General features: G+C 43.6%; 12 protein-coding genes and 1 tRNA gene. 7 read left to right on the plus strand and 6 right to left on the minus strand.

Features of this window, described 5'->3' with window-relative positions; genetic code table 11:
• The first annotated feature begins 1 nt into the window (after position 1).
• Positions 2-1,465: a DUF3482 domain-containing protein gene (locus ACT3QP_RS10830; protein WP_444525502.1), complete on the plus strand. Its 1,464-nt coding sequence runs from the start codon at positions 2-4 to the stop codon at positions 1,463-1,465.
• 10 nt (positions 1,466-1,475) lie between these two features.
• Here ACT3QP_RS10830 and ACT3QP_RS10835 read toward each other — a convergent pair whose 3' ends face one another.
• The 3 genes from ACT3QP_RS10835 to ACT3QP_RS10845 all read right to left on the minus strand — a co-directional run bounded on the left by ACT3QP_RS10835 (position 1,476) and on the right by ACT3QP_RS10845 (position 4,736).
• On the minus strand, positions 1,476-2,507 hold the full coding sequence (locus ACT3QP_RS10835) for an ArsA family ATPase (protein ID WP_444525503.1): 1,032 nt from the start codon (positions 2,505-2,507) through the stop codon (positions 1,476-1,478).
• Between the two features lie 34 nt (positions 2,508-2,541).
• Positions 2,542-2,835: a cory-CC-star protein gene (locus tag ACT3QP_RS10840; protein WP_444525513.1), complete on the minus strand. Its 294-nt coding sequence runs from the start codon at positions 2,833-2,835 to the stop codon at positions 2,542-2,544.
• 209 nt (positions 2,836-3,044) lie between these two features.
• Positions 3,045-4,736, minus strand: coding sequence for a carbon starvation CstA family protein (locus tag ACT3QP_RS10845; RefSeq protein WP_444525504.1), 1,692 nt, complete (start codon positions 4,734-4,736; stop codon positions 3,045-3,047).
• 327 nt (positions 4,737-5,063) lie between these two features.
• Here ACT3QP_RS10845 and ACT3QP_RS10850 point away from each other — a divergent pair, with 327 nt between their 5' ends.
• Positions 5,064-5,732, plus strand: coding sequence for a hypothetical protein (locus ACT3QP_RS10850; protein ID WP_444525505.1), 669 nt, complete (start codon positions 5,064-5,066; stop codon positions 5,730-5,732).
• Positions 5,733-5,834: 102 nt separating this feature from the next.
• Positions 5,835-6,398 (plus strand): hypoxanthine-guanine phosphoribosyltransferase, encoded by a 564-nt coding sequence (locus ACT3QP_RS10855; RefSeq protein ID WP_444525506.1) that lies wholly within the window; start codon positions 5,835-5,837, stop codon positions 6,396-6,398.
• Between the two features lie 190 nt (positions 6,399-6,588).
• Here ACT3QP_RS10855 and recD read toward each other — a convergent pair whose 3' ends face one another.
• The 3 genes from recD to ACT3QP_RS10870 form a co-directional block, all read right to left on the minus strand.
• On the minus strand, positions 6,589-8,880 hold the full coding sequence (gene recD / locus ACT3QP_RS10860) for an exodeoxyribonuclease V subunit alpha (RefSeq protein WP_444525507.1): 2,292 nt from the start codon (positions 8,878-8,880) through the stop codon (positions 6,589-6,591).
• A gap of 55 nt (positions 8,881-8,935) precedes the next feature.
• Entirely contained in the window at positions 8,936-13,627 is a 4,692-nt protein-coding gene (locus ACT3QP_RS10865; protein WP_444525508.1) for a UvrD-helicase domain-containing protein, read from the minus strand.
• 328 nt (positions 13,628-13,955) lie between these two features.
• Positions 13,956-18,533, minus strand: coding sequence for an exodeoxyribonuclease V subunit gamma (locus ACT3QP_RS10870; protein WP_444525509.1), 4,578 nt, complete (start codon positions 18,531-18,533; stop codon positions 13,956-13,958).
• Positions 18,534-18,942: 409 nt separating this feature from the next.
• Between ACT3QP_RS10870 and ACT3QP_RS10875 the strand changes: the two genes are divergently transcribed.
• The 4 genes from ACT3QP_RS10875 to ACT3QP_RS10890 all read left to right on the plus strand — a co-directional run.
• Positions 18,943-19,488 carry a hypothetical protein gene (locus ACT3QP_RS10875; protein WP_444525510.1) on the plus strand — a complete coding sequence of 182 codons (546 nt, stop codon included), beginning with the start codon at positions 18,943-18,945 and terminating at the stop codon, positions 19,486-19,488.
• A 60-nt stretch (positions 19,489-19,548) separates the two neighbouring features.
• Entirely contained in the window at positions 19,549-20,268 is a 720-nt protein-coding gene (locus ACT3QP_RS10880; RefSeq protein WP_444525511.1) for a hypothetical protein, read from the plus strand.
• Positions 20,269-20,341: 73 nt separating this feature from the next.
• Positions 20,342-20,417 (plus strand) — tRNA-Arg (locus tag ACT3QP_RS10885).
• A 212-nt stretch (positions 20,418-20,629) separates the two neighbouring features.
• A partial coding sequence (locus tag ACT3QP_RS10890; RefSeq protein WP_444525512.1) for a tyrosine-type recombinase/integrase occupies positions 20,630-21,398 on the plus strand: 769 nt, incomplete at its 3' end.

Below are 21,398 nucleotides of genomic sequence, written 5' to 3' on the forward strand. Positions count from 1 at the left end.
AATGGAACAGCAAGCCGCTAAAAAAACCATCGCTAGTGGTGAGCCACTCAAGTTAGCCGTTGTCGGTCATACTAATACAGGCAAGACGTCTATTTTGCGTACCCTATTACGTGATGTCTATTTTGGTGACGTCAAAAACGAGGCTGCTACTACACGACATGTCGAGCAAGCACAACTAACAGACAGTCAAACTGGCGAAGTGCTAGTCGCACTATACGACACGCCTGGTCTAGAAGATGCATCAGGGTTAATGGATTGGTTAGAAGATAATACCGCCAGTCGCCGTGATGGTATTGAGCGTTTGCAGCAGTTTTTGGCATCGGATATCGCTCAAGGTGTAGACAGTAGTGACTTATCATATTATGACTATAGCCAAGAAGCCAAAGTGATTCGGCAACTGCTAGCAAGTGATATGGCTATCTATGTCGTCGATGCGCGCGAGCCAGTGCTGGGCAAATATAAAGATGAACTGGCTATCTTGTCTTGGGCAGCTATTCCTGTCATGCCTGTCTTTAATTTCACGGACAGTCAGAATGCCAATATCGATGAATGGCAGACGATGCTGGCAAGAAGAAACTTGCATATATCCACGCGTTTTGATTCAGTGGCTTTTGAGTTCGAAGATGAAATGCGCTTATGGCAAAACCTAGCCACCATGCTTACCCACTCTGAGATGCTTGAGCAGCTGATCCAGCGTCGGACGGAGAATTGGGCACAATTGAGTGATGAAGCAAATATTATCATTGCTGACTTTTTGATCAATGTCGCCGCTTTTGTGCGTGAGATTAATGACAGCGATGATCCTATGCCAGTGTTAGAGCAAATGCAGGAGGCTGTCCGTCAAAGCGAGCGTGCCATGCAGCACAACTTGCTTAACTTATATAAGTTCTACGACAATGCTGTCGCTGCAACGCCACTTGAATTGCAGGCGTATCAACAAGACCCATTTGACCCTGAACTTCTCAAAAGCTATGGTATTCGTACGACTTCTGGCGCGGCCGCTGGTGCACTGTTAGGCTTGGGTGTTGATGCAGCCGCATTGGGTATGACGCTAGGCTTGGGTACAGCAATTGGTGGTATTGCAGGAGGGTTATTGTCTAACACCAGTAGTATTGCTGATAGGATTACAGGGGTAAAGCGCTTATATATCGATCCTGCTACGTTGACACTACTGGCTACTCGAGCGATTGATTTACTCACCGCGTTGCGCCATCGTGGCCATGCAGCGACAGATGCGACCCAATTGATATATAACGGATCAAAAAATAATAGCAAACAGGACGACAATGAAGACGATAACAATCTAGTGACGCCATGGCCAACCAATAAACTACCAAGTGAGTTAAAAAAAGCCCGTGGTAAGCCGCAATGGTCGTCACTTAGTAGTGGCAAGTCTGAGCAAGCGCAGCTATTACGAGCAGACATGGCATGGTCACTTTCAGCCAAATTACAGTCGTATAATTGAGATTAGCTGTCTATACGACTGGCTTTAGCAGTTTACTGAGTGCATCAGTACCACGTACATCTGTCTGCTGCAAATAAATTGGATATAGCGGATATTTGGTAAAGTTTTGCTCTATATCTTGCATAATTTTTTGCTGCCGATCCGCACGCTGCTGCCAAAAGTTATCAGACTGAGTAGGCGTTATCAGCTGATTGATGACTATTGCTGCTGGCGTGAGTTTACTCTCTTCTAACTGTTCGATAGCGCGTCTGGTCTCAGCCAATGGTAATACATCGGCGGTCATAACTAAGACAATGGCTGTTTGCCCACGGTCATGAAGCAACACTCCTGCCTGACGAAACAGCTGTTTGCGTTTTTCTAGTACAGATACGGCTTGCTCCCAGCGGTCGGATTTTTTTGCAGCAAATGGGTTTGCTACATCGTCTTTGAGACTGTCTGTTTGATTGCCTTTTTGATTGTGATTGTCCAAATGGTTTGCCGCCGAGCGCAATTTAGACTGTCGTCGCTGCTGTGCAAGCAGCCCATCCGTCCACGCACCCATCATCTCTGGTAGTACCAGCAACCGTAGAGTGTGCCCTGTTGGTGCAGTATCAAAAATAATGTGATCATAACCAGCATCTGCTGCTCTAACTAAATGCTGACACATAGACTCAAGCATCGCAGCTTCTTGTGCACCGGGTGCTGACTTTGACAGTCGCAAATGCTCTCGAATTTTGGGCATCATGTCTGGGTTGGCATAAGCTTTGATAGTACGTTCAACTTGAGAAAAATGCGTATCAACGATAGTATCTGGATTCAACTCAATCGCATCTAAATAAGGCGATATTGCTGTTTTTTCGTTGCTTAGGCGAATATTCAAGACATCGCCCAAGCTGTGCGCTGGGTCAGTCGAGACAATTAAGGTTTTTTGCTGCTGGCTAGCATAGTAGCTGGCAAGTGCAGCGGCAGTTGTGGTTTTTCCTACGCCACCTTTTCCACCGATAAATATAATCGGTTGATCTGTCAATTGGTCTACTAATGCGTGTAAAGGATTTAATGCCATGCTTATCTCTCTCTTTTAATCAATATAGTTGTCATTAACAGCAACCAACGTGGTCAAAGGGACATCTATCCATACCCATTCTAGTATGCCATTCATGGAAGTTTTCTAGGAATAGTGGCTGTAATTCTAGCGTATAAAAGCTGGCAGGGTTATCAATACCTAAACTTTCAGCAAACATGAGTAGCATAAAAAAATCTTCTTCATCACGTGCTGCGCGTGCCATCGTCTGACGGTACGGCGCATGATAAAACTCATTTAGCCCAGCGGTAAACCTTTTCCACCATGGTTTACTATCTGCTATATCATTTGGCGAGGTTCTGTTTGGCATAGTTTCGTCTAGTGTAATATCTAGCTTGGCATTGTCTGACATATTGGTATCGTCCATAATCTTCTCATCTCCTACGTCTTGCGTCTTGTTATATATCATGCCTATTTGAAACAAAAAACGCCAGCAAGGGCTGCTAGCGTTTTTATTTTTTTACAATATGTGTACGGCTCTAGCTTTTAAGTAACTGATAGCACTTAAATAATTGGTACTTAGATATCATCTTCGATTTTGCTTTTACCTTTGTGTAACGACCATTCTTTGCGCAATACGGATAGGCTCTCAAACGTGACCAAAATCGTGGCTATCAAAATGATGATATCCATAATGATAAGCAGCCAATTTCCATCTGTGAAAAAAGTTTTAAGCTGTATCAATAGTGCCAATACGGTCATGACTAACAAGAATGACAATGGTCCTAATGTATACCAGACAGGTTTGCCTTTACGTAACAAGATAACAGTGACAATCATCAAGGTTAACGCAGCCATTAGCTGATTGGTCGTACCAAATAGTGGCCAAATAATCATGCCACCAGCACCATCGATACCACCGGCACCAAATGCTAGTAATAAACAGCTTCCTACTGCTAGTAGTGTTGCGACGATACCTTTACTCAATATAGGTAATTTATAAATCTCTCCAAACTCTTGGAAGATATAACGTTGCAAACGTACACCAGTATCCATTGTAGTACCCGCAAACAATGCAGCCATTACCGTCAGCATGGTTTGAGACAACACCATGTCGATACCAACACCTGCATTCAAGATAGCAGCACCGCCATCAATAAAGGCACCAATAGAGCCATCCCCAAATTTTTGGTAAACCGCTTGCCAATCGCCAAGGGTAGCAAAACCTGCAGTAGCTGCAAGGATTGCCCCAAGTGCTAGCATACCTTCACCCAATGCACCGAAGTACCCTACAAATCGTACGTCTTCTTCTTTGTCGATTTGTTTTGAGGTCGTACCAGTTGCTACAAGACCATGGAAGCCTGAAATAGCACCACAAGCAATCGTGACAAATAATAACGGCATCAATGAAGGCGTGCCTACTGGCAACGCTGTATTGATGGCTGGTGCAACAATATCAGGAGTACCAATAAAAATAGCAGCGTACAATAGAATCAAACCAACAAATAACTGCAAACCATTAATATAGTCGCGAGGTTGCAGGAGCATCCATACTGGTAACAATGACGCTATTGCGGCATAGGTAAACAAGATAAGAATCCATACGGCGTTATCAGGCAACCCAAAAACAGTCTCAGGTAACGCAATAGGAAATATAGTACCAAGATAGATAAGGCTATATAAAGCACTTACCCCGACGATTGATACCCAAACCAAATTCATTTTGTAGCGATAAATACACTGACCGATGATAAAGGCAACAACTAAAGCGCCCCAAACTGGTAATACCGAAGATGGCGTTTTTATCATCATGTTAGCGATAGCCACGCCAAATACAGCATTGACCATTAATAACAATAAAAAGATGACAATCATCATCAAACTGCGCACACGCGTGCCCATGACAGTACCTGCAATAGAGCCAATCGACTGACCTCTATTACGCATACTTGCCCAAATAGCTGACATATCATGTACACCAGCCATAAAAATAGTGCCTAAAACCACCCAAATAATGGCAGGCACCCAGCCCCAAATTACAGCAATGGCAGGACCGATAATTGGCGCAGCTCCTGCTACTGAGGTAAAATGATGTCCCCACAATACATATTTATTGGTGGGGACATAATCTATACCATCTTTCATAGTATGAGCTGGCGTAGGACGACTGTTGTCCAATGCTAAAATTTTTGTGGCAATAAATTTTGAATAAAATACGTAACCGCAGAGCATGGCGGCAACGCCAAATAGTAGTACAATAGCACTATTCATCTTATCTCTCCTTAGACAAGTAGAAAATCACCTTATGAGTTCAAGCTTTTTAAATCAAAAGATACAAAATATAATAGATCAGGGTGCAGCGAGTAAATCGGCCGACCCATTAGCACGCAGATAATAGCGATATTTCAATGTGATTGCTAGCCACAAAACCTATATTTTACAATTAGAGAAAGTTACGCATTCATATACAGCCTAGTAAACCTTGGATTAGGGTCTGTTCTAGATTTTTTCAAAGATAGTTATTCTTAAATAGAATGATGTGTTTAATGAGAGCGATACCGTCGATCAGGAATCGACAACACAAACAAAGGAAGCATAATGGCGCATTATTTTGGATTCATACCTTCAGATAAATTAAAAGCAGCCATTGCTGAGGCTGAACAAGTGATTGCATCAAATGAGACAGTCGATTATTACCCTTACCGTGATGCACTTACCCATCAGACCGCACGAGATTTGATTGATAGTTTGTTGGTCGGATTGGTTGAGATTACGCCAAATCCTGAACGCAAAGCTTCTATGCAAAAAATAGTTACTACTGTTGAAAAAACAGCAGATACGCTACTTAATGTGTTGCTTGGTAAAGAAAATAACGAAGAAGTGCTTCCTAGTTTTCATTTTTTGAGAGAGCGAGCCACATTTATTGATAATGAAGGCGTGATGCGGGTAGGCTTTAAACTGTCTGAAACAGATGCCGAAATCATCACTAAAGGTTTTTCTGCTATCACCCCTGAGCATGTAGATATGGCTTTGTTTCGAGCAGCACTTGAAACAATGAATGACCAAACCCTGACGCACTTTATCAGCAACTACGCTGAAACCTTGAAACTAGGTATCATTAAACGCAAATCAGTACCAGTTGCCAAGGCAGCGATTGACAAAGGTATGAGAATCGCACTTCATAAGCTATTACCAGATCTTCCTGACAGCTCATTAAATCGTTTAGCGAACTACTACCGCCCTTTCATCGTAGAAAAGCCGGAATAAGCACTAAAATCTCATTAATTTTGTCTCAACAGTCACATGCTATTGGGAAAATTTTTTAAAATTTGCTAAAATAAGCGGCACTTTTTACCGAAGGCGCATCCGATGACCCAAATCAGCAATCAAGAAATCGAAAAAACATTACGTAATTCAGAGTGCCTTATCAGTAGCATCGAAGTCGCTGCTGCTTATGAACGCCTTGCCGCACAACTTAATCTTCATTATGCTGGTCTAAACCCTATTGTGATGGTCGTGATGAACGGCGGACTTATTCCTGCTGGTCAGTTATTGACTCATTTAACATTTTATCATCGCATGCATTATATTCATGCGACACGCTACCGTGATAACGAAGGCACCAATGATCTTGATTGGAAGTTTAAGCCTGATGTAAGCATTGAGGGTGAGCACGTATTACTGATTGATGATATTTTTGATGAAGGCATTACCCTAAAAACAGTCGTTGAAGAATTAGGCAAAGAAAAGCCATTATCTCTTGAATGCTGTGTTCTACTTAACAAAGAACATGATCGCAAAGTTGAAGGGTTCGATGTAGATTTTGTCGGTATCAATGTTGCAGACCGCTATGTGTATGGCTGCGGTATGGATTTTCATGGTTACTTGCGCCACTTACCAGGCATTTATGCTATTAAAGAAGACAAAGTTTAAGGTTGGCTTGCTAACACAGCTTATTTTTTAATAACCTATGGTAGCGTCACTAAAAAAGCACCCAGTTTGGGTGCTTTTTTTATGGTTTCAAGGGGCCAATAAAGCGCCTTTTTTAACTGTTTATTGTTCAAAAAACAACGATTACTCAAAATATAGGCATGGCTCACGGTGATTGAAACTGAAATAACCGCTAAAACTGTAATGCCAAGCCAGTATGGCGTTCAGTGGGTGTTTGTACCGCTTTTTCTAACGCATGCTTAGTGCTATATATCGTCACCTGTTTTTTAGCACGTGTGACTGCCGTATAAATTAGCTCCTTACTTAATAACCTTGTATGGCTATTGTCAAACGTGATGGCCACATGATCAAACTCCGACCCTTGCGACTTATGAATCGTCATTGCATATGCAGTCGCAACCACTTCTTCATTTAGCAAATTAACTGCAATACCCTGCGTTTTATTTTCAAAAAATACCTCTAGCTTGCTCATGTTATCTTGGGTTTGTAAGCAAAAACCAATATCGCCATTAAACAGGCCAAGCTCATAATTGTTTTGTAGCACCATCACTGGCCGCCCATGGAACCATGTATTTTGCCCCAAAGGTAGTTTTAACTCGGCCAAATGCCACTGCGTCAGGTAATTATTAATATAGTGATCACCCCACTCTCCGTTATGGCCAGCACTTAAAACCCTAAACTGGTTAAAAGTGTCCATTAGTGATGTGATTGTTTTTTTAACCATTTCTGGCACAGATTTTTCTATCGGATTGTCTAGAAGTTGTTTGGTTTGATTGAGGTATCTTTGGTAATTTAGAGCGATTTCTTTAATAATCTTTTCATTGCTTAGGCTATTTTTTATTGTGTTATCTGATAATGCTTGCGGGGTATTAACGTATTGAAACCTCAGCGCATCGTCATTTTTTAATAACTGCCAAATGGCTTTAGTGTCTGCCTCTGGCTGGTTGATTTGATAGGCAAGCTTACCAATGCCAGAGTCGGCACTAAAACGGCGGCTTTCGGTCAGCTGTGCATGAATGGGCTGCAATAACGGAATACGGCATAGGTCAGCCAATACTGCGCCTGCATCTACTGCTGCCAACTGGTTTGCATCGCCTAATAGTATCAACCTAGCGCCTGGTTTTACCGCACTTACAAGGTAATTTGCCAGCTCTACCCCTAACATAGACGCCTCATCAACAATCACAATGTCTTCGCCAAGCGGGTTGTTGGCATAGTAACGAGGGCTACCCGTGCGCCCAATACCTAACAGGCGATGAATGGTTTTTGCCTCTTGCAGGTGTAACGCTACATTTGCCGCATCAAGCGCCGCCTGTAAAGACTCCTGCATACGCTGAGCGGCCTTACCGGTTGGGGCAGCGAGCGCCAAGCTTGCGCTGTCTGTACTGAACTTAATCGGCTCATGCTCATCTGCCCCGCTGTCTGCCGCTTGTTGCAAGGCAATGACCAACTGCGCCACTGTATAGGTTTTACCTGTACCTGGGCCACCAGTAATAATACTAAAGGCATGGTTGTTGGCCACATTAATGGCTGTTACCTGCTGCGGATTCAGGTTATCGGGCATGGCGATTGCCAATGGGGTTATTGGCTGGTTCAAAATAGTATTGATGTGTTTTGCTAAGTTAAATTCTGCTTGCCATGCGCGGTGTAGCCAAAAGGTTAATGATTTCGTGGCGTGATGTTGGTCATGAATTACTTGATAAATAATGGGTTGATTATTTTTGCTTAGGCTATTTTGATTATTATCATTTGTATCGCTTATATTGTTAGCACATACCTCTGTATTAGCGGCGGCAAACAGCGAATGCGCTTCAACTAAGCCTATAAAAGTGGCCAAATCTGTATTTTTTAAACGTTGATAAAGCGCGGCTATCATGTCAAAGCGCTTGGCCAGTATCTCTTTTTCGTGATTGGTGAGTGCTAGCTGCGTCCATAACTGGGCGCGTTTGGCAAACAAAGTGTCTAGCAAATCAAATAATGAGGGTTCTTCTGTCAACGTTGCCACTATTTGCCCGTCTGTCGTTGCGGCTTGCGCATTTACTGCGTGCCTATTTAGATAAGCTGCCGCTTGGGTGTCAATCAGCGCTAAAACAGGCATTGCTAGCATCTCTAACAGTTGCTGCTGCCACGCATATAACGTGACCAACTCACCGCTCACCTGCCCTTGTCGCGGTTGTTCATGCTCAGCGGCGCTCACTGTTAATACGGTGTGGCCTTCTTCTAAGTGCGTGGCCAGCATGACAAACAAAGCAGCAAATAAGGCGCTGTCGTTGGTTGAGTCTACTGGCTTTGCGTTGCCATCCGTATTGAGAGCAGTATTAATAACAGTATTGCCCTCAAGGTTGGCCGTGCTATATGCCGCATGTGTTTGCTGACGGCGCAGCAATATATAATCACTGATGTTACTGGCCCAGCTTTCTTGTAAACCGATGGCGGCCTTATTTTTATGGTTATTATTACTCATGTGCGTTTTTCTCTGTGTTAATGGATTAATACGGCTTATTTAGCAACCCATACTATCAAACTGACTGATCTGGTAAGCCAAACAGCGCGTCTAACCCTTTAATAAAATCTATTGGAATGTCCCACGTTACTAAGCCGTAACGGTTGCAGCTGCCCTCACCTATCACGCGGCGCTCAGCGTTGGCCGCATCGGTAGTAGTGTTAATGTTGATAGTATTAACGTCGATAGTATCTGTATCATCACGTACGCTAGCTGTGCTCGCGTTTGAGTCATATACGCCTCTTAAAAACACGTATTCTACTGCCCCAAGGTACTTATGCTCATTACCTATATAGTCGCTTATTCTCATGGCAAGAAACCGATGCAGTGCCACTTGATAAATCGCGGCTTGTAGCCAATAGCCTGCTTTTGACATTGCTTGCTTGAGGGTATTTTCACTATAATCGCTTAGGCTATTTCCTAAGAAATTACTTTTATAATCGACCACGTAATACTTGCCCGCATGCTCATACACCAAATCAATCTCGCCGCGCAAATAGCGATACAAATGGTTTTTATTTTGCGCTATTAGGCTAACGTGTTTGTCTTTATCATCAGGCAAGTACTGCTCAAAAAGCTGGTTGATGTCTTGCGCTCTAAAGGTTTCTGACAACCCCATATTAAACTCTAGCTCAGCAAACCGCTGCGCGCTATCAATAGCATACAATGCCTGATTTGATGCCAATAGCGGCGCATGTAACACCTCTTCAATCCAGCCAATTAACGCCTCGTGCTTACTTGCATCAATAGAATCTGTGTTTATAGGGCGGCCACCTGCCTTATTTTTGGCTTGTAATATGCGGCTTTGCTGATCAAAACTACTATAAGCCAGTGGCAACTGATAGCTGCTGATGGCCCTATCAATCACCTGAGACCACTGTGATTTTTGATTAAAATCAATTTTTTCAAATATCTCGTGCAAAAACGTACCGGCATTGGCCCCTTTTACAAAGGTAAAACGAATATCCTCTGTAGGCTTAATGTTCAGCTCACTGGCTGATAAGGTTGGTAACGCTGAGGGGTCTGTTATATCAATATCGATAGCGTCATCAATACGCTCATCTATCACAGCCATGGCTTGCATAGAGTCGTCAAGCTGACGGGCTAAAGCGGTAAAACTGGTTTTGGCCCAACCATAAAAATAATTGGTTTTCATAATTTCCGAAAACGCAGCGTACTCAATCATCTCGGTTGTGGGTTGATTGGCAATTAAGGCAGCAGTGGTATGCGCGGTATTAGTATTGCCTGTTAAGCCAACCGCACTCGCATCATGGTTGGTGTTTTTATGATAAAACGCATCTACATTATGCGCACGTATCATGCTAATAGTGCCTTTGAGTCTATCGGGCAATTCAAACTTGGCCTCCTCGGAGCCAAACCAATAAAATGCTGGTTTTCGTTTTATATCTTTTGCATTGTTGGGGTCACGCAACACCACATAAAGCTGTTCACTGGCACGCGTAAAGGCCACATAACCAAGGCGGCGCAGCTCATCAAAACCTTCTGTTGTCTCGATATTGGTGTAGTAGTCCTCTTGGGTAGCAGAGCCTTGCACAGGTGAAAAACGGCGTTGATTGCCACTGTCTTGACTGTCTGTTAGCTCATCGTTTGGCCATTTATTTGCTACTAGCTCATCGTTTGGGTCTTGTGGCGTGGTGGATTGATTAATCAATGCCGAGGGAGACTGTTGGGCATTATATAGGTACAAGCCATACTTCTCATTATTGCCCGATTTTCTGCTGGCATCGCCCATACCTAGTACATACACAATCGGAAACTCAAGCCCTTTTGATTTGTGAATGGTCATCAGCTGTACGCCAGACTCGGTGGGTAGCGGGTATTGTTTGGCCCAATCACTGTTGGGTGCGGCGTCTATATGCTGCCTAAACCACGCCAACAGCTCGTGCTCGCCCATGTCCATGCCGTATTGCGCCAACACATCCATAATGTGGCGTAAATCCATAATATGACGGTCGCCTTTTGGGTGAGCCGCTAACGCTTGCCAGACGCCTTGTGGCTGCACAGGGCTTTTATCTAATAAATAATGTAATGCTGATAAAATGCCAAAGTGCTGCCAGCGCTGCGCGGCTTCTTTGAGATAGGTAATAAAATCTTGATAGCTTTTTTGGCTATGAGCCGCTTTGGTTTTTACTGCCTTGGTATTAGCCACCTTGCTATTCGCGCCGCTTTGGTCATTAGTTTGTGCCACGCCCGATTCATGGGCGCGCATCATGGCTTTAATGTCTTTAATGCTTAGGCCATACAAATGACTGGTCAGCACCCGATTAATCATGTCGTGACGATACGGGTACAACATGGCACTCAACAGCGCGGCCACGTCTTCTGCCATGATGGTTTCAAAAATACTGACATCACTGGTGGTCAAAGTTGGTACGTTGAGCTTCACTAACTCATCTTCAACCTGTTTTAAGTCTTTTTTGGTACGTGCCAGCACACCAATATCGCTAGGCTGAATCGGTTTGCCTTTTAAGGTTTGTCCAGTATTGAGTACAGTCGCAATATGACGTGCTGTGACCTCAAATTCATCATACTCAAGCGTTTTGTCTTTATCGTATGGCAAATGCAATACGCTCACCGGCTGGGCAGAAAGCACGTCGGTCACTAAGGGGCTACTGAGCAAGTTTGGCGTATGATACCAAGACAGCTGGTTGTCTGGCTTGGCCGCTTTGATATATTGGTAATAAATACCCGTGCCAAGTTGCGACAGATGGTTATTGGCCGTTGCGGCCGTTGGCATTCCAAACCAACAATTGAGCGCGTTAATCACCCCAGCGTTTGAACGGCGGTTGATATCTAGCGTCCAAAGGTTGCTTTGATCAAACTGGGCTTTCATATAGTTATAGTTAGATACATCGCCGCCGCGAAACCCATAAATGGCTTGCTTTGGGTCACCCACCAGTAGTAAAAACTCATGATTGGATTTTTTGGCCGCGGCTTTTTTGCTACCTGATGCTTTAGGCTTATGCGTTGGCAGGTAAATACTTTCAATCATCATGGCCTGCTCGCCATTGATATCTTGCGACTCGTCAATCAAAGCCACCGGATAATGGTGACGGATATAACGTGCCAGCGTGGGCCCTTGCTTGCCTGTTAATGCTTGGTTTAAGCGCACCATTTGTAAGCTAAAGGTGGTTTCGCCGCGCTCTTCTAAAATGACCGGCAGCCTATTGCGTACTGCAAGCACAATATGGCGGTTTAGGTTGGCTAAAATGGTGATGACATAATCATCGAATTGTTGGATACAACTATATAACTTAAGCATCATTTGAACAGATTCAGTATTGATAAATCGTAACCGCCCTTGTTCTTTGTCTTCTAAAAACCCAGAATCTTCTGAGTCATCATAAGTTGCTTGAAGTTGTTTCAAAAAATTTAACTGTGGTTTAGACAGACTTTGAGAAAAAGATAGCTGTTTACTCTGAATAAGATCTTTGAAATCTTGATAAAAACCCAAGTTTTTAGCGACACTTTTACGATTATTAAACCCTTCTTTTTTTCTAAAGTCCTTATCAAGGTAAGCCTGGATATCATTGAAATCACAAGCGCAGAATTGACTTAAGAATTCTTCGTAATCTTGGATATTAAATTCAATAACATCTACCTCATCAATTGGCGCAGAGATAAAGTTAAGCGAGCGCGTCACATATTTTTTATGATCATCAACGTCAGTCAGCTTGCCTTGCTGATCTAGCAACGCATACAACTTGGGCTGCTCATGATACAAACGGCTTTGAAACTGGCGCAGTTCATCATGCACAATACTATTGGTCACCTGCTCAATACTGCTGTCTTCAATAATACCCATGCCTTGCTGATGCCCCGTCTCGCTACTGTATTCTGTCAGCCACTTTTGCGCCAAGCTGTCGAGTGTGTTCACAAACAGTTTGTCGAGCGTGGTTAATACCAAAGCGGTGCGCCGAATAGCATCCATCATAGGATAGCTGTATACGTGATCGAGCAAATAGCCAACCACATGCAGGTTAACCGGGTCTTGCATAATGTCATCTAAACGCACATATTTGGCCTGCGCTATCAACCATGCTTCACGCGCTGTTTTTGCCTGCTTGCGTTTTTCTGCCGCTATCTGTTTTGCTTGTTCGTACTCATAAGCCAAGTCCTGATTAAGCGCGTGCTCATCTGCGTCTACATCTATTTGAGCCCCTGCTTTCGCGTCTGTTTTAGTCGTTGTGTGTAGCGCTGCATCAGCACTGGCAGCATTAATAGTAGCACTGTTAGATTGTTTGGGTTTGTCGGCTTTATTGGTGTCAGGCGTGACCTGTAATATAGTAGGATATAAGGCCTCTTTATTATTGATATCAGCGCTTAGGCTATTAACCCATTGCAGCAATTGATAAAACGCCACCAAACGGTCATGAATACGCTGCCGCATCTCGGCGGCGGCGGCGCGGGTAAAGGTTGTGGCAATGATTTGCTCGGGCGCGCGTCTTGCTTCAATCAGCAACCGCAGCACAATACCCGTGAGCGTCCACGTTTTACCCGTACCAGCTGACGCCTCAATCAAATGCCGTCCCGTCAAATCAACATCAACCGCTGGTATGATTACCGCATCTGCCTTGTGCTCGGGCACAGCCGTGCTCACATCTGAATTTTTGGCAGTGTTGGTAGCAATATTGGCGGCATCAGTGTTAACGGCATCAATATCGGTTGTATTAAACAGGTCGGTCATAGGGGCGTACACTTATCTAAATGATTTATTGGGCGAAGCAAAAAGTATCTGACTGGCAAGCTAACTGTTTTGCTAACTGGCTATTAGCTAACTACTGACTAGGGCGTGTTTGATATTCAAATATTAGGGCTGATGATCGCTAAAATTGCACCAAACTAGGCGCAAGCCGATGATAATGTCGAGACCTTAGCTAGGCTTGCAACAACAACTGGGGTGATTTTAGCTTCAGCCTTTCAGGGCAGTACGCTTTTTTGCCAATATAAAATTTCACTGCATATTGTCTAAAAAATAGTCACTGCCAGCACCACATTTGAATGTTCAACACGCCCTAATTGGCCAAGCCTTCTAATGCCGTAAACATTGGCGCGTATAGTGGCTTTGCTAAGCCAGTCAATGCAGCAGACAAGGCTTTGAATGCATCTTGATCACGCAGTACATACTGCCAAATGGCATGCTGTGAGCAAGTATCGTATACCGATCCTACGTGAAACCCTGGTCGTAGCCAGTCTGAAAAATCGGCGCGTTTTGGCCAATAGCTAGCACCCTCTTCTACTTTTGCACACTTATCAAGATAACTGAGCGCATAATCTGGTAATAGCGTGATGGGTACTTGCCCCGATACATTAGCGAAAACAGCCCACTTTATCATCTCAACCACCGCGTCTTCATACACAATTGGGTTTAGTTTAAATGCGATGGTGTTTTCATAGGCTTTAACCTGCGAGCTCGGCTTATTAAAGCGCCAAATGCTCACGCCATCATGTGAACTCACTTGCTTAGCAGTGGTGCGGCGGGCTATTTGCCAATACAAATGCGACAACCAAAACTTAAGCAGATGCTTGGGGCTAGCAGAATTGGGTAAGATATTTAACCACTGCTTAGGAGATTGCTCGGCATAGGCCGTGCTTGTCGGTACTGACGCTAACAGCTCTGCCGATGCCGATACAGGTACTAAGCCTTTTATCTTAACCAATGTAGGTAGCCGCTTAAGCAGGGACACATTGTCAGCATTGGATGCACTGTCAGCATGGCTTAGTACAGTCGCCAGCGCTATCTGTACAGGGTGCTCTGTGGTTGGCGTCAGTAACTGCAAACCATCTGTATGATTTGCAGCCTCTGCAAAGCCATTGGCAACCAGTTGCTCTTTAAATTCCATACATTGCTGTTGCAGTTTTTGTTGTTGATTGGGAATCGTGGTTTGGCGCGCCACACCTGCCGGTATAATGCTTTGGTACGTTAATAGTTGGCGGCTTTGATCGGCACGGTTATCGGCCGTGTTTTTATCATCAGTATGATTAATGGCAGTATTATTAACGGCAGTATGAGCGGCTAAGTTGTTAATCAAATACTCTTTAATGTGGTAGGCAGTCAAGTTGTTCAAAAACAAGGGTTCTTGCAGCGCCATCGCCTCTTCGCCTTGCACCACATGCACCTTTTGATTACGCAAAAAAGCGTTGGCAGGGTGGCGCACTTGGTACACCAATGCGCCCTCTACATCTATCTCCCCAATGTTAAATACGGTATCAAACAAGGCTTGGGTGAGCGCTGTGGTCGTATCGCCTATCTCATTAATAGCATTAGCCTTACTGCTACCGCGTGAGTCAGTTGCGCCGTCTAACGCTAGCAGCTCAGCCAATACATCTAGGGTTTGCGCATCTGCCTGACCAAGCACACCTAGATTTGCACCCAGCACCTGAGCAATGGCCTCATACTGTTTTTTGGTGGGCAGGCTAACCAGTGGCGCATGCTCGCTAGGTACTCGAGACGTTAAGGTGTTAAACACAGCCTGCCAAAGCGGCGCAGGCGGAAACTGCTTTTTTTGCGCCAGTTTGGTTTTGCGCATGGCTTTATTCAAAATAGCATCTAACTCATCAACCCGCTCAACCAAGTGTTTATCTGATCCATGATTTTCGGCTTGGTCATCAGCGGCACCATTATTGGCGGCCATATCAGTGTCAAGATTAATATCAGTTTCAAACAAACTTTTATGAAATGGCAAGGCAGGGTGCTCTGTCACCAACCACTGCTTAATCAATTTTGGCAAATAACGCTTTAGCGTGTCGGTGGTTGAGTCAATATTATTGGGCAAAGCATCTAACGCCTCAAGCGAGTTGACTTGCCACTGCACCTCTCCTTGCAAAAATTGTAATAACTCGCTAACAGGGTTGGCAGGCAGATGCTCATGCGTGTCTGTTAAACTTTGACCGTTATAAAATATCCAACACGCACTCCGCGCGCACAGCAGCGCATCTAAAAACGCGCCATTGTCATCATCCTCACTCACCCTATCGCCACGGCGGGCGGTGGCGGCTTTCATTAAATCGTAGCGGTTGTCTCGGTCTTGCGCAGGAAACTCCGACAAATTCATGTTAAGCATCACCACCAAGTTAAAGGGCACGTTTCTGAGTGCGCCAAATCGGCCAAAGGTAATCACGCCTGTGGGTTCGGCACTGACCTGCTGACTCTCAAGCTCCGCCTCGATACTATCTAACATAAAGCTCAGCTTAAGCGGCAGTTGCTCTACTCCTGCCAGCCGTTGCTCGACCTCTTTGCTGCTACTATCGCCATTGGAGTATTGCTTATAATGACGGTTGGCGCGCAAGCTAGATTTAAAGCCGTTCATGGCGTTATAGATGGCGCGCATGGTACGGGTTTGATCAACATCACCAAAATAGCGATGAATAACTTGGCTCTCAATTTGGTCGAGCCAGTCTTCTGCTTTCATTTTGTGTGTGTGGTCGTCACGGCGGGCCGCCAAGCCTGCATAAATACGGCAAAGGGCCTCTACAATCATGGCATCGTTTAGGCTCACCTGAGACAGCGGTATACTGCGCTCCGGCAAGGCAGTGCTTGGCCACTCGTTTTGCTTTATAGGATACAAGCAATCGCTCAAACTGGCTTCTGGCATCACCAAACCCAAAGTCAGTTTGTCTAACGCTTGTGCAAAGCTAAAACGGTAGTCATAGTCATTACCATCTAGCGTTTGTTTAAGGTGACTCTCATCAAAACCGCGAATAAACCCAGCCTCTACCAATAAATCACAACCACGGCTCATTTGCTCATGCGTCAAGCCAAAGCTTTCAAACAAAGGCGGTAACATCAGCCAGTCTAATACTTCGGCGGCTTCAAAACGGGCGCTGTGGCTACCCAATAATTTATAAAAACCAATAATGGCATCCCATAGCTGGCGAATATCGGCATCCACCACACCTGTGACTTTAGCCGGTAGGGTCAAGCCATCTTGCCCTTTACCACTGACAAAAATTGAGCTGATCAGCGCATGGTGACGCTCTACATCAGGTAGTAGTACAACAATGTCAGATATATGGCGCTTTTTTTCGTTAGATGGAACTGGCTCATTAAGCCAGCGTCCAATCATAATACGCAGCACTTCGAGCTGACGTTGCAAACTGTGACACGAATGAATGCTTAGGCTATTATCTTGCGAGGACATCGCCCAAAAACGGTCTTTCTCAAAGCGCTTGTTTTCCAGTGCGGCATCTTCATACCATGGCGTGGTTTGTGGCTTTTCTTCATCTTCAAACGCTAACGCTATTTGCTGACTCACGGCCTGAGACACTTTTGCCGCCGCAGTTTTCTGAGTGGCCGTTTCATCAAGCATCAACACATCTTTCTGCAAGCGCCTTAATAAACTTGGGCTGTTTTGCGGACTGTTAAGCGCACCAGTATGATGGGGGTTATCCGTCAGCTTATGGTTGATACCCATAGACGACGTATCATTAAAATTGTCTTGCCATTCTACAAGCACATTTTGATCAGCCGCATCTTGGTATTGCTCATTACCCGACAAATTGGCAAGCATGGCAAACGTATCGCGTGATTGCTTACCCAAACGTGACAACAAGCTGTGGCCATAGTCCCGTAAAAACACGCTTTCCGGGTTGATGATTTGTTGGCGCTGCAACCACGATTTATCGACAATATCTGCCCAAAATAACTTTGATGGGTTGTAGTGCAGCAAAGTGATGTCCATGTATTCTGATAAATGCTGCAAAAAATTGAGCTCAGTTTGTGGCAATTGCTGAATGGTAAAAATACGCAGCACTTTAGGCAACTGGGCACGCTCATCTGCTTTGTTACCTTTTAACGCGGACCAAAAGGTTTTTTCGAGCGCCACACGGTGTAAGTGCACATCGGCAAACAGCTGTAACCATAAAAACCGCTGCGCTGCTTCAAGCTCAGCATAATGTGCCACCAACCAATCAGGCGTGGCGCGGGCGTACTTATCAAAGCGTAATGACAACTCGTCTTTACCGGCTATCATCTCCTCAATATTAAGCGGCTTGTTATCTGACCACAGTGCCAACCAATCTTCGCGGTGGGTTAAGTAGCGGTTAAACACTCGTGCTAAATCACTTGCCAGCTGCCAAATACGCGCATCTTGCTGGGCTTTATCTTGTGATTCATTGATTTGCTGACTGCTTTGACGGTTAGTTTGACGATTGTCTGGACGCAGGCTTTGTTTTGGCGCATCAATCAAAGACGACAATAGCGGATACACGGCGTGTTTTTCATCTTTTATAATGGCGGCTTGATAGTAGGTCAAATACCCAAATAATCGCCACTGCATTACTGTTGGTGGCAGCACTGCAACGTCCGGCACATTGAGGGTTTTAGCAGAGTGGTCTGCTTGTAATAAATAGGCATTATGGCGGCTGAGCACATCTTGCATGAGCGTCCACTGGTACTGACCCCAAAACTTAGTACGCACCAACGTACTGATACCAGCACGGCTAGCAATGGTTTTATCTAACCAATCGCCCAATACCATTGAGGGTACAATGACAATAAAAGGCGCAAAAACCGACTGGTTTTTTGACTGATATTGTACAAGCAACTCATCAACAAGGTTTTCAGTACGGTGTGATTGAATAATGGTAAACATAGATAATTATCTGATTGGGATGAGAAAGAGGCAAAACGAAAAACGATCATTTGAATACCTTGATATCCAAATGACAATGTATGTTAAATTTTAAAAAACAGGCGTTTTATAATCAAACACTTAACACTTCAAAGTTTATCAATAACAACTTAAACAAATTCAGTCTAATCACTGTGATTCATTTTGGCATGATAATTGCTTTAACTATATTAAGGCGATATTTAAATAGCTTGCGCATACAAACTGACAATTTAGTGTGCCACTGATGACCATTTTTTGCCAGTTAAGATACTTACGTTACTATAATTCACGACATTTAATGTCGCGCTTATATCGTTTATTTTTATATAAGAAAAACATTATAACTTATACAATCTTAATCCTTTTTATTAATAAGGAATTAAACACGATGCCTTTACGTCCTATTGATGCTATATTTGTTCATCCTAAACAACGCTTATATGTTGTATACTATCGCGGTGAATTATGGCAATTGCCACGTATGAAAATTGACGATAGATCATGGCAGAAAAGAAAACCTTATACTGACGACAGCCGTTCACTCTATCTGAGTATTCATCAAACAATCAGTGACCCAGTATTAGCACAAAAACTCCGAACCTTGAACTTGCCTGCCGCTGTACGTGGTAGCACGTTACCACGCTTTGAAGCGTGGTGGGAAGCCCATGGTTTCAGTTGGTTAAAAGATAAGCTTTCAACAGGTGAGTCACCACTAGCTGCACATCAAACAAACGATTGGGCAACAGCAACTGATCAGCATGTTTTACTTTCAGCCTACTCGCCTGTAACAGAAGATAAGACTCATGTACCCACAGCGATAGCAGATTTTAAGAATAGTGAATCAACGCCTACTGAGAGTACCGATATTTTTGCAGATATGTTGGCAGATTTAGCAGATGAGGTATTACATCAAAAGTCTAGAAGCACATTTTAGGTCAAGCATTATACGTTATTCAAAATCGAAATAAGTCAATTAAAATAAGAGCAGCACTATATGAAAGACTACAAGCTACTGCTCGCTGGTCTAATTTTATTATCGCTACTTCTCATTGCGATTTTTGTTTGGTTATGGAGTAACAACCGTAAAAATACAGATCCATTGCCAATCATGTCAAACAACAATAAATCGGTGGCAATGCTAAGTGAAGATAAGACAAATATCCTAGCCAATAGCCTCCTGTATCTACAAGTAGAAAACAATCTACGCGCACCCTTAGCCGATATCATTACCCGCTTTGAGTCTCGCTACCCTCATGTACAGGTTGTGACAAACTATGTATCCACCAGTGATATCATAACTTTATCAAAGAGCGATGCTCATCCAAGCAAACCAGACAAATTTGTATTTAGTGTAGATATGGTTATTACTAATAATATATCTACCAAGGATCTTTCAACATTGCAAAAAGAGCTAAATATTACTCAAGACAATACTCTTAGTGATACTGATAAACTAAAAGCACACACTCTAAATTCTTTTAGTTATGCGGTAAAAGATACTCATACACTTGAAGGCGTTATTCTGACAGATAATACGACTGCTATTAAATTCCGTAATTTCCTACTATCAAGCACCGGGCAAGACATCTTAAAATCATACGACTACGACAATATTGAAGGTTATAAAAATAGTGTCGATGAGCTATTTAATCCAGCCGAACCCACACAAACCACTTCAGTCGATGTCGCTGATGCCCTTAGCAATGGCAAATAAAAATAAATCATACCTATTTATCGTTTGTTGATTGCTTTTATGGTCCGTTTTTTCTACAATGTCACTCCATAATGCGCCTATAGCTCAACAGGATAGAGCAGTTGCCTCCTAAGCGATCGATCCGAGTTCGAGTCTTGGTGGGCGCACCAATCATTGTATTTAGACATAACCTCGCATTACCTCAAGCCCTTTAAACTCCTATCATACCTAGTTATCAGTCCTTATTAAACACTTGTCATTACCTACTAGCACCTCTACAATGTTGTTAAATGCGTTGTTAAATAATATACAACGCCATTTTTTGTTGTTAATTATACAGTGAGGTTGTTGTTAAACCTCTCAACACCTTGAGGTATAAGCCATGACGAGAAAACAAGACTACCGATTAACTGACGCTGGCGTGAAAGCCATTGCCAAACAGTCCACACCTACTAAAGTCACACGCCATGGTGATGGCAACAATTTATATCTTATACAACATCCAAATGGCTCGCTATTTTGGCAAATGACCTACCGCTATCAATCCGATAAAGATCTTAAGCCCAAGCAAAAGACCTATCAGATAGGAATTTATAAGCCAGCCAAACAAGTCATTGATTCTACATTCAAACCAGAAGTGACGCTAAAAGAGGCACGGCTAGCACGTGATAAAGCTCAGGCATTACTGGCTGATAACATCGATCCTACAGAGCATAAAAACCATGAGAAAAATAACTTTGAGCAGAAGGACTTATTTAGAGTTATCGCCAAGAGCTATATCAACGAAAGATCTAGCACCACACCTAAGAATATTCAAAAACTTCATAACTATTTAGATAAGCATATCGCACCGCATATAGGCGACTACCCTATTGGCTCTATTACGCCACAAGATGTCATCAAAACTGGATTAGCCATCCAAACTTACTTTGAAGAACGAGGCAAGTGGACGACCGATACGTCACACAAGTGCATTGCCCTGATTAGCTCGGTTTTTGAATATGCTATCAACACATTGGGCTACGATATTATTAATATCGCTTATGGTCGTAATAAAGCATTAAGACCTCACAAAGCTGAACGTATGAAAGCCATTGAGCAACATCAATTCCCAGAGCTGCTGCGCAATATTGACCAATATGGTGCAGATG

This window comes from Psychrobacter sp. AOP7-B1-24 (assembly GCF_052376215.1).
Classification (GTDB): Bacteria; Pseudomonadota; Gammaproteobacteria; order Pseudomonadales; family Moraxellaceae; genus Psychrobacter.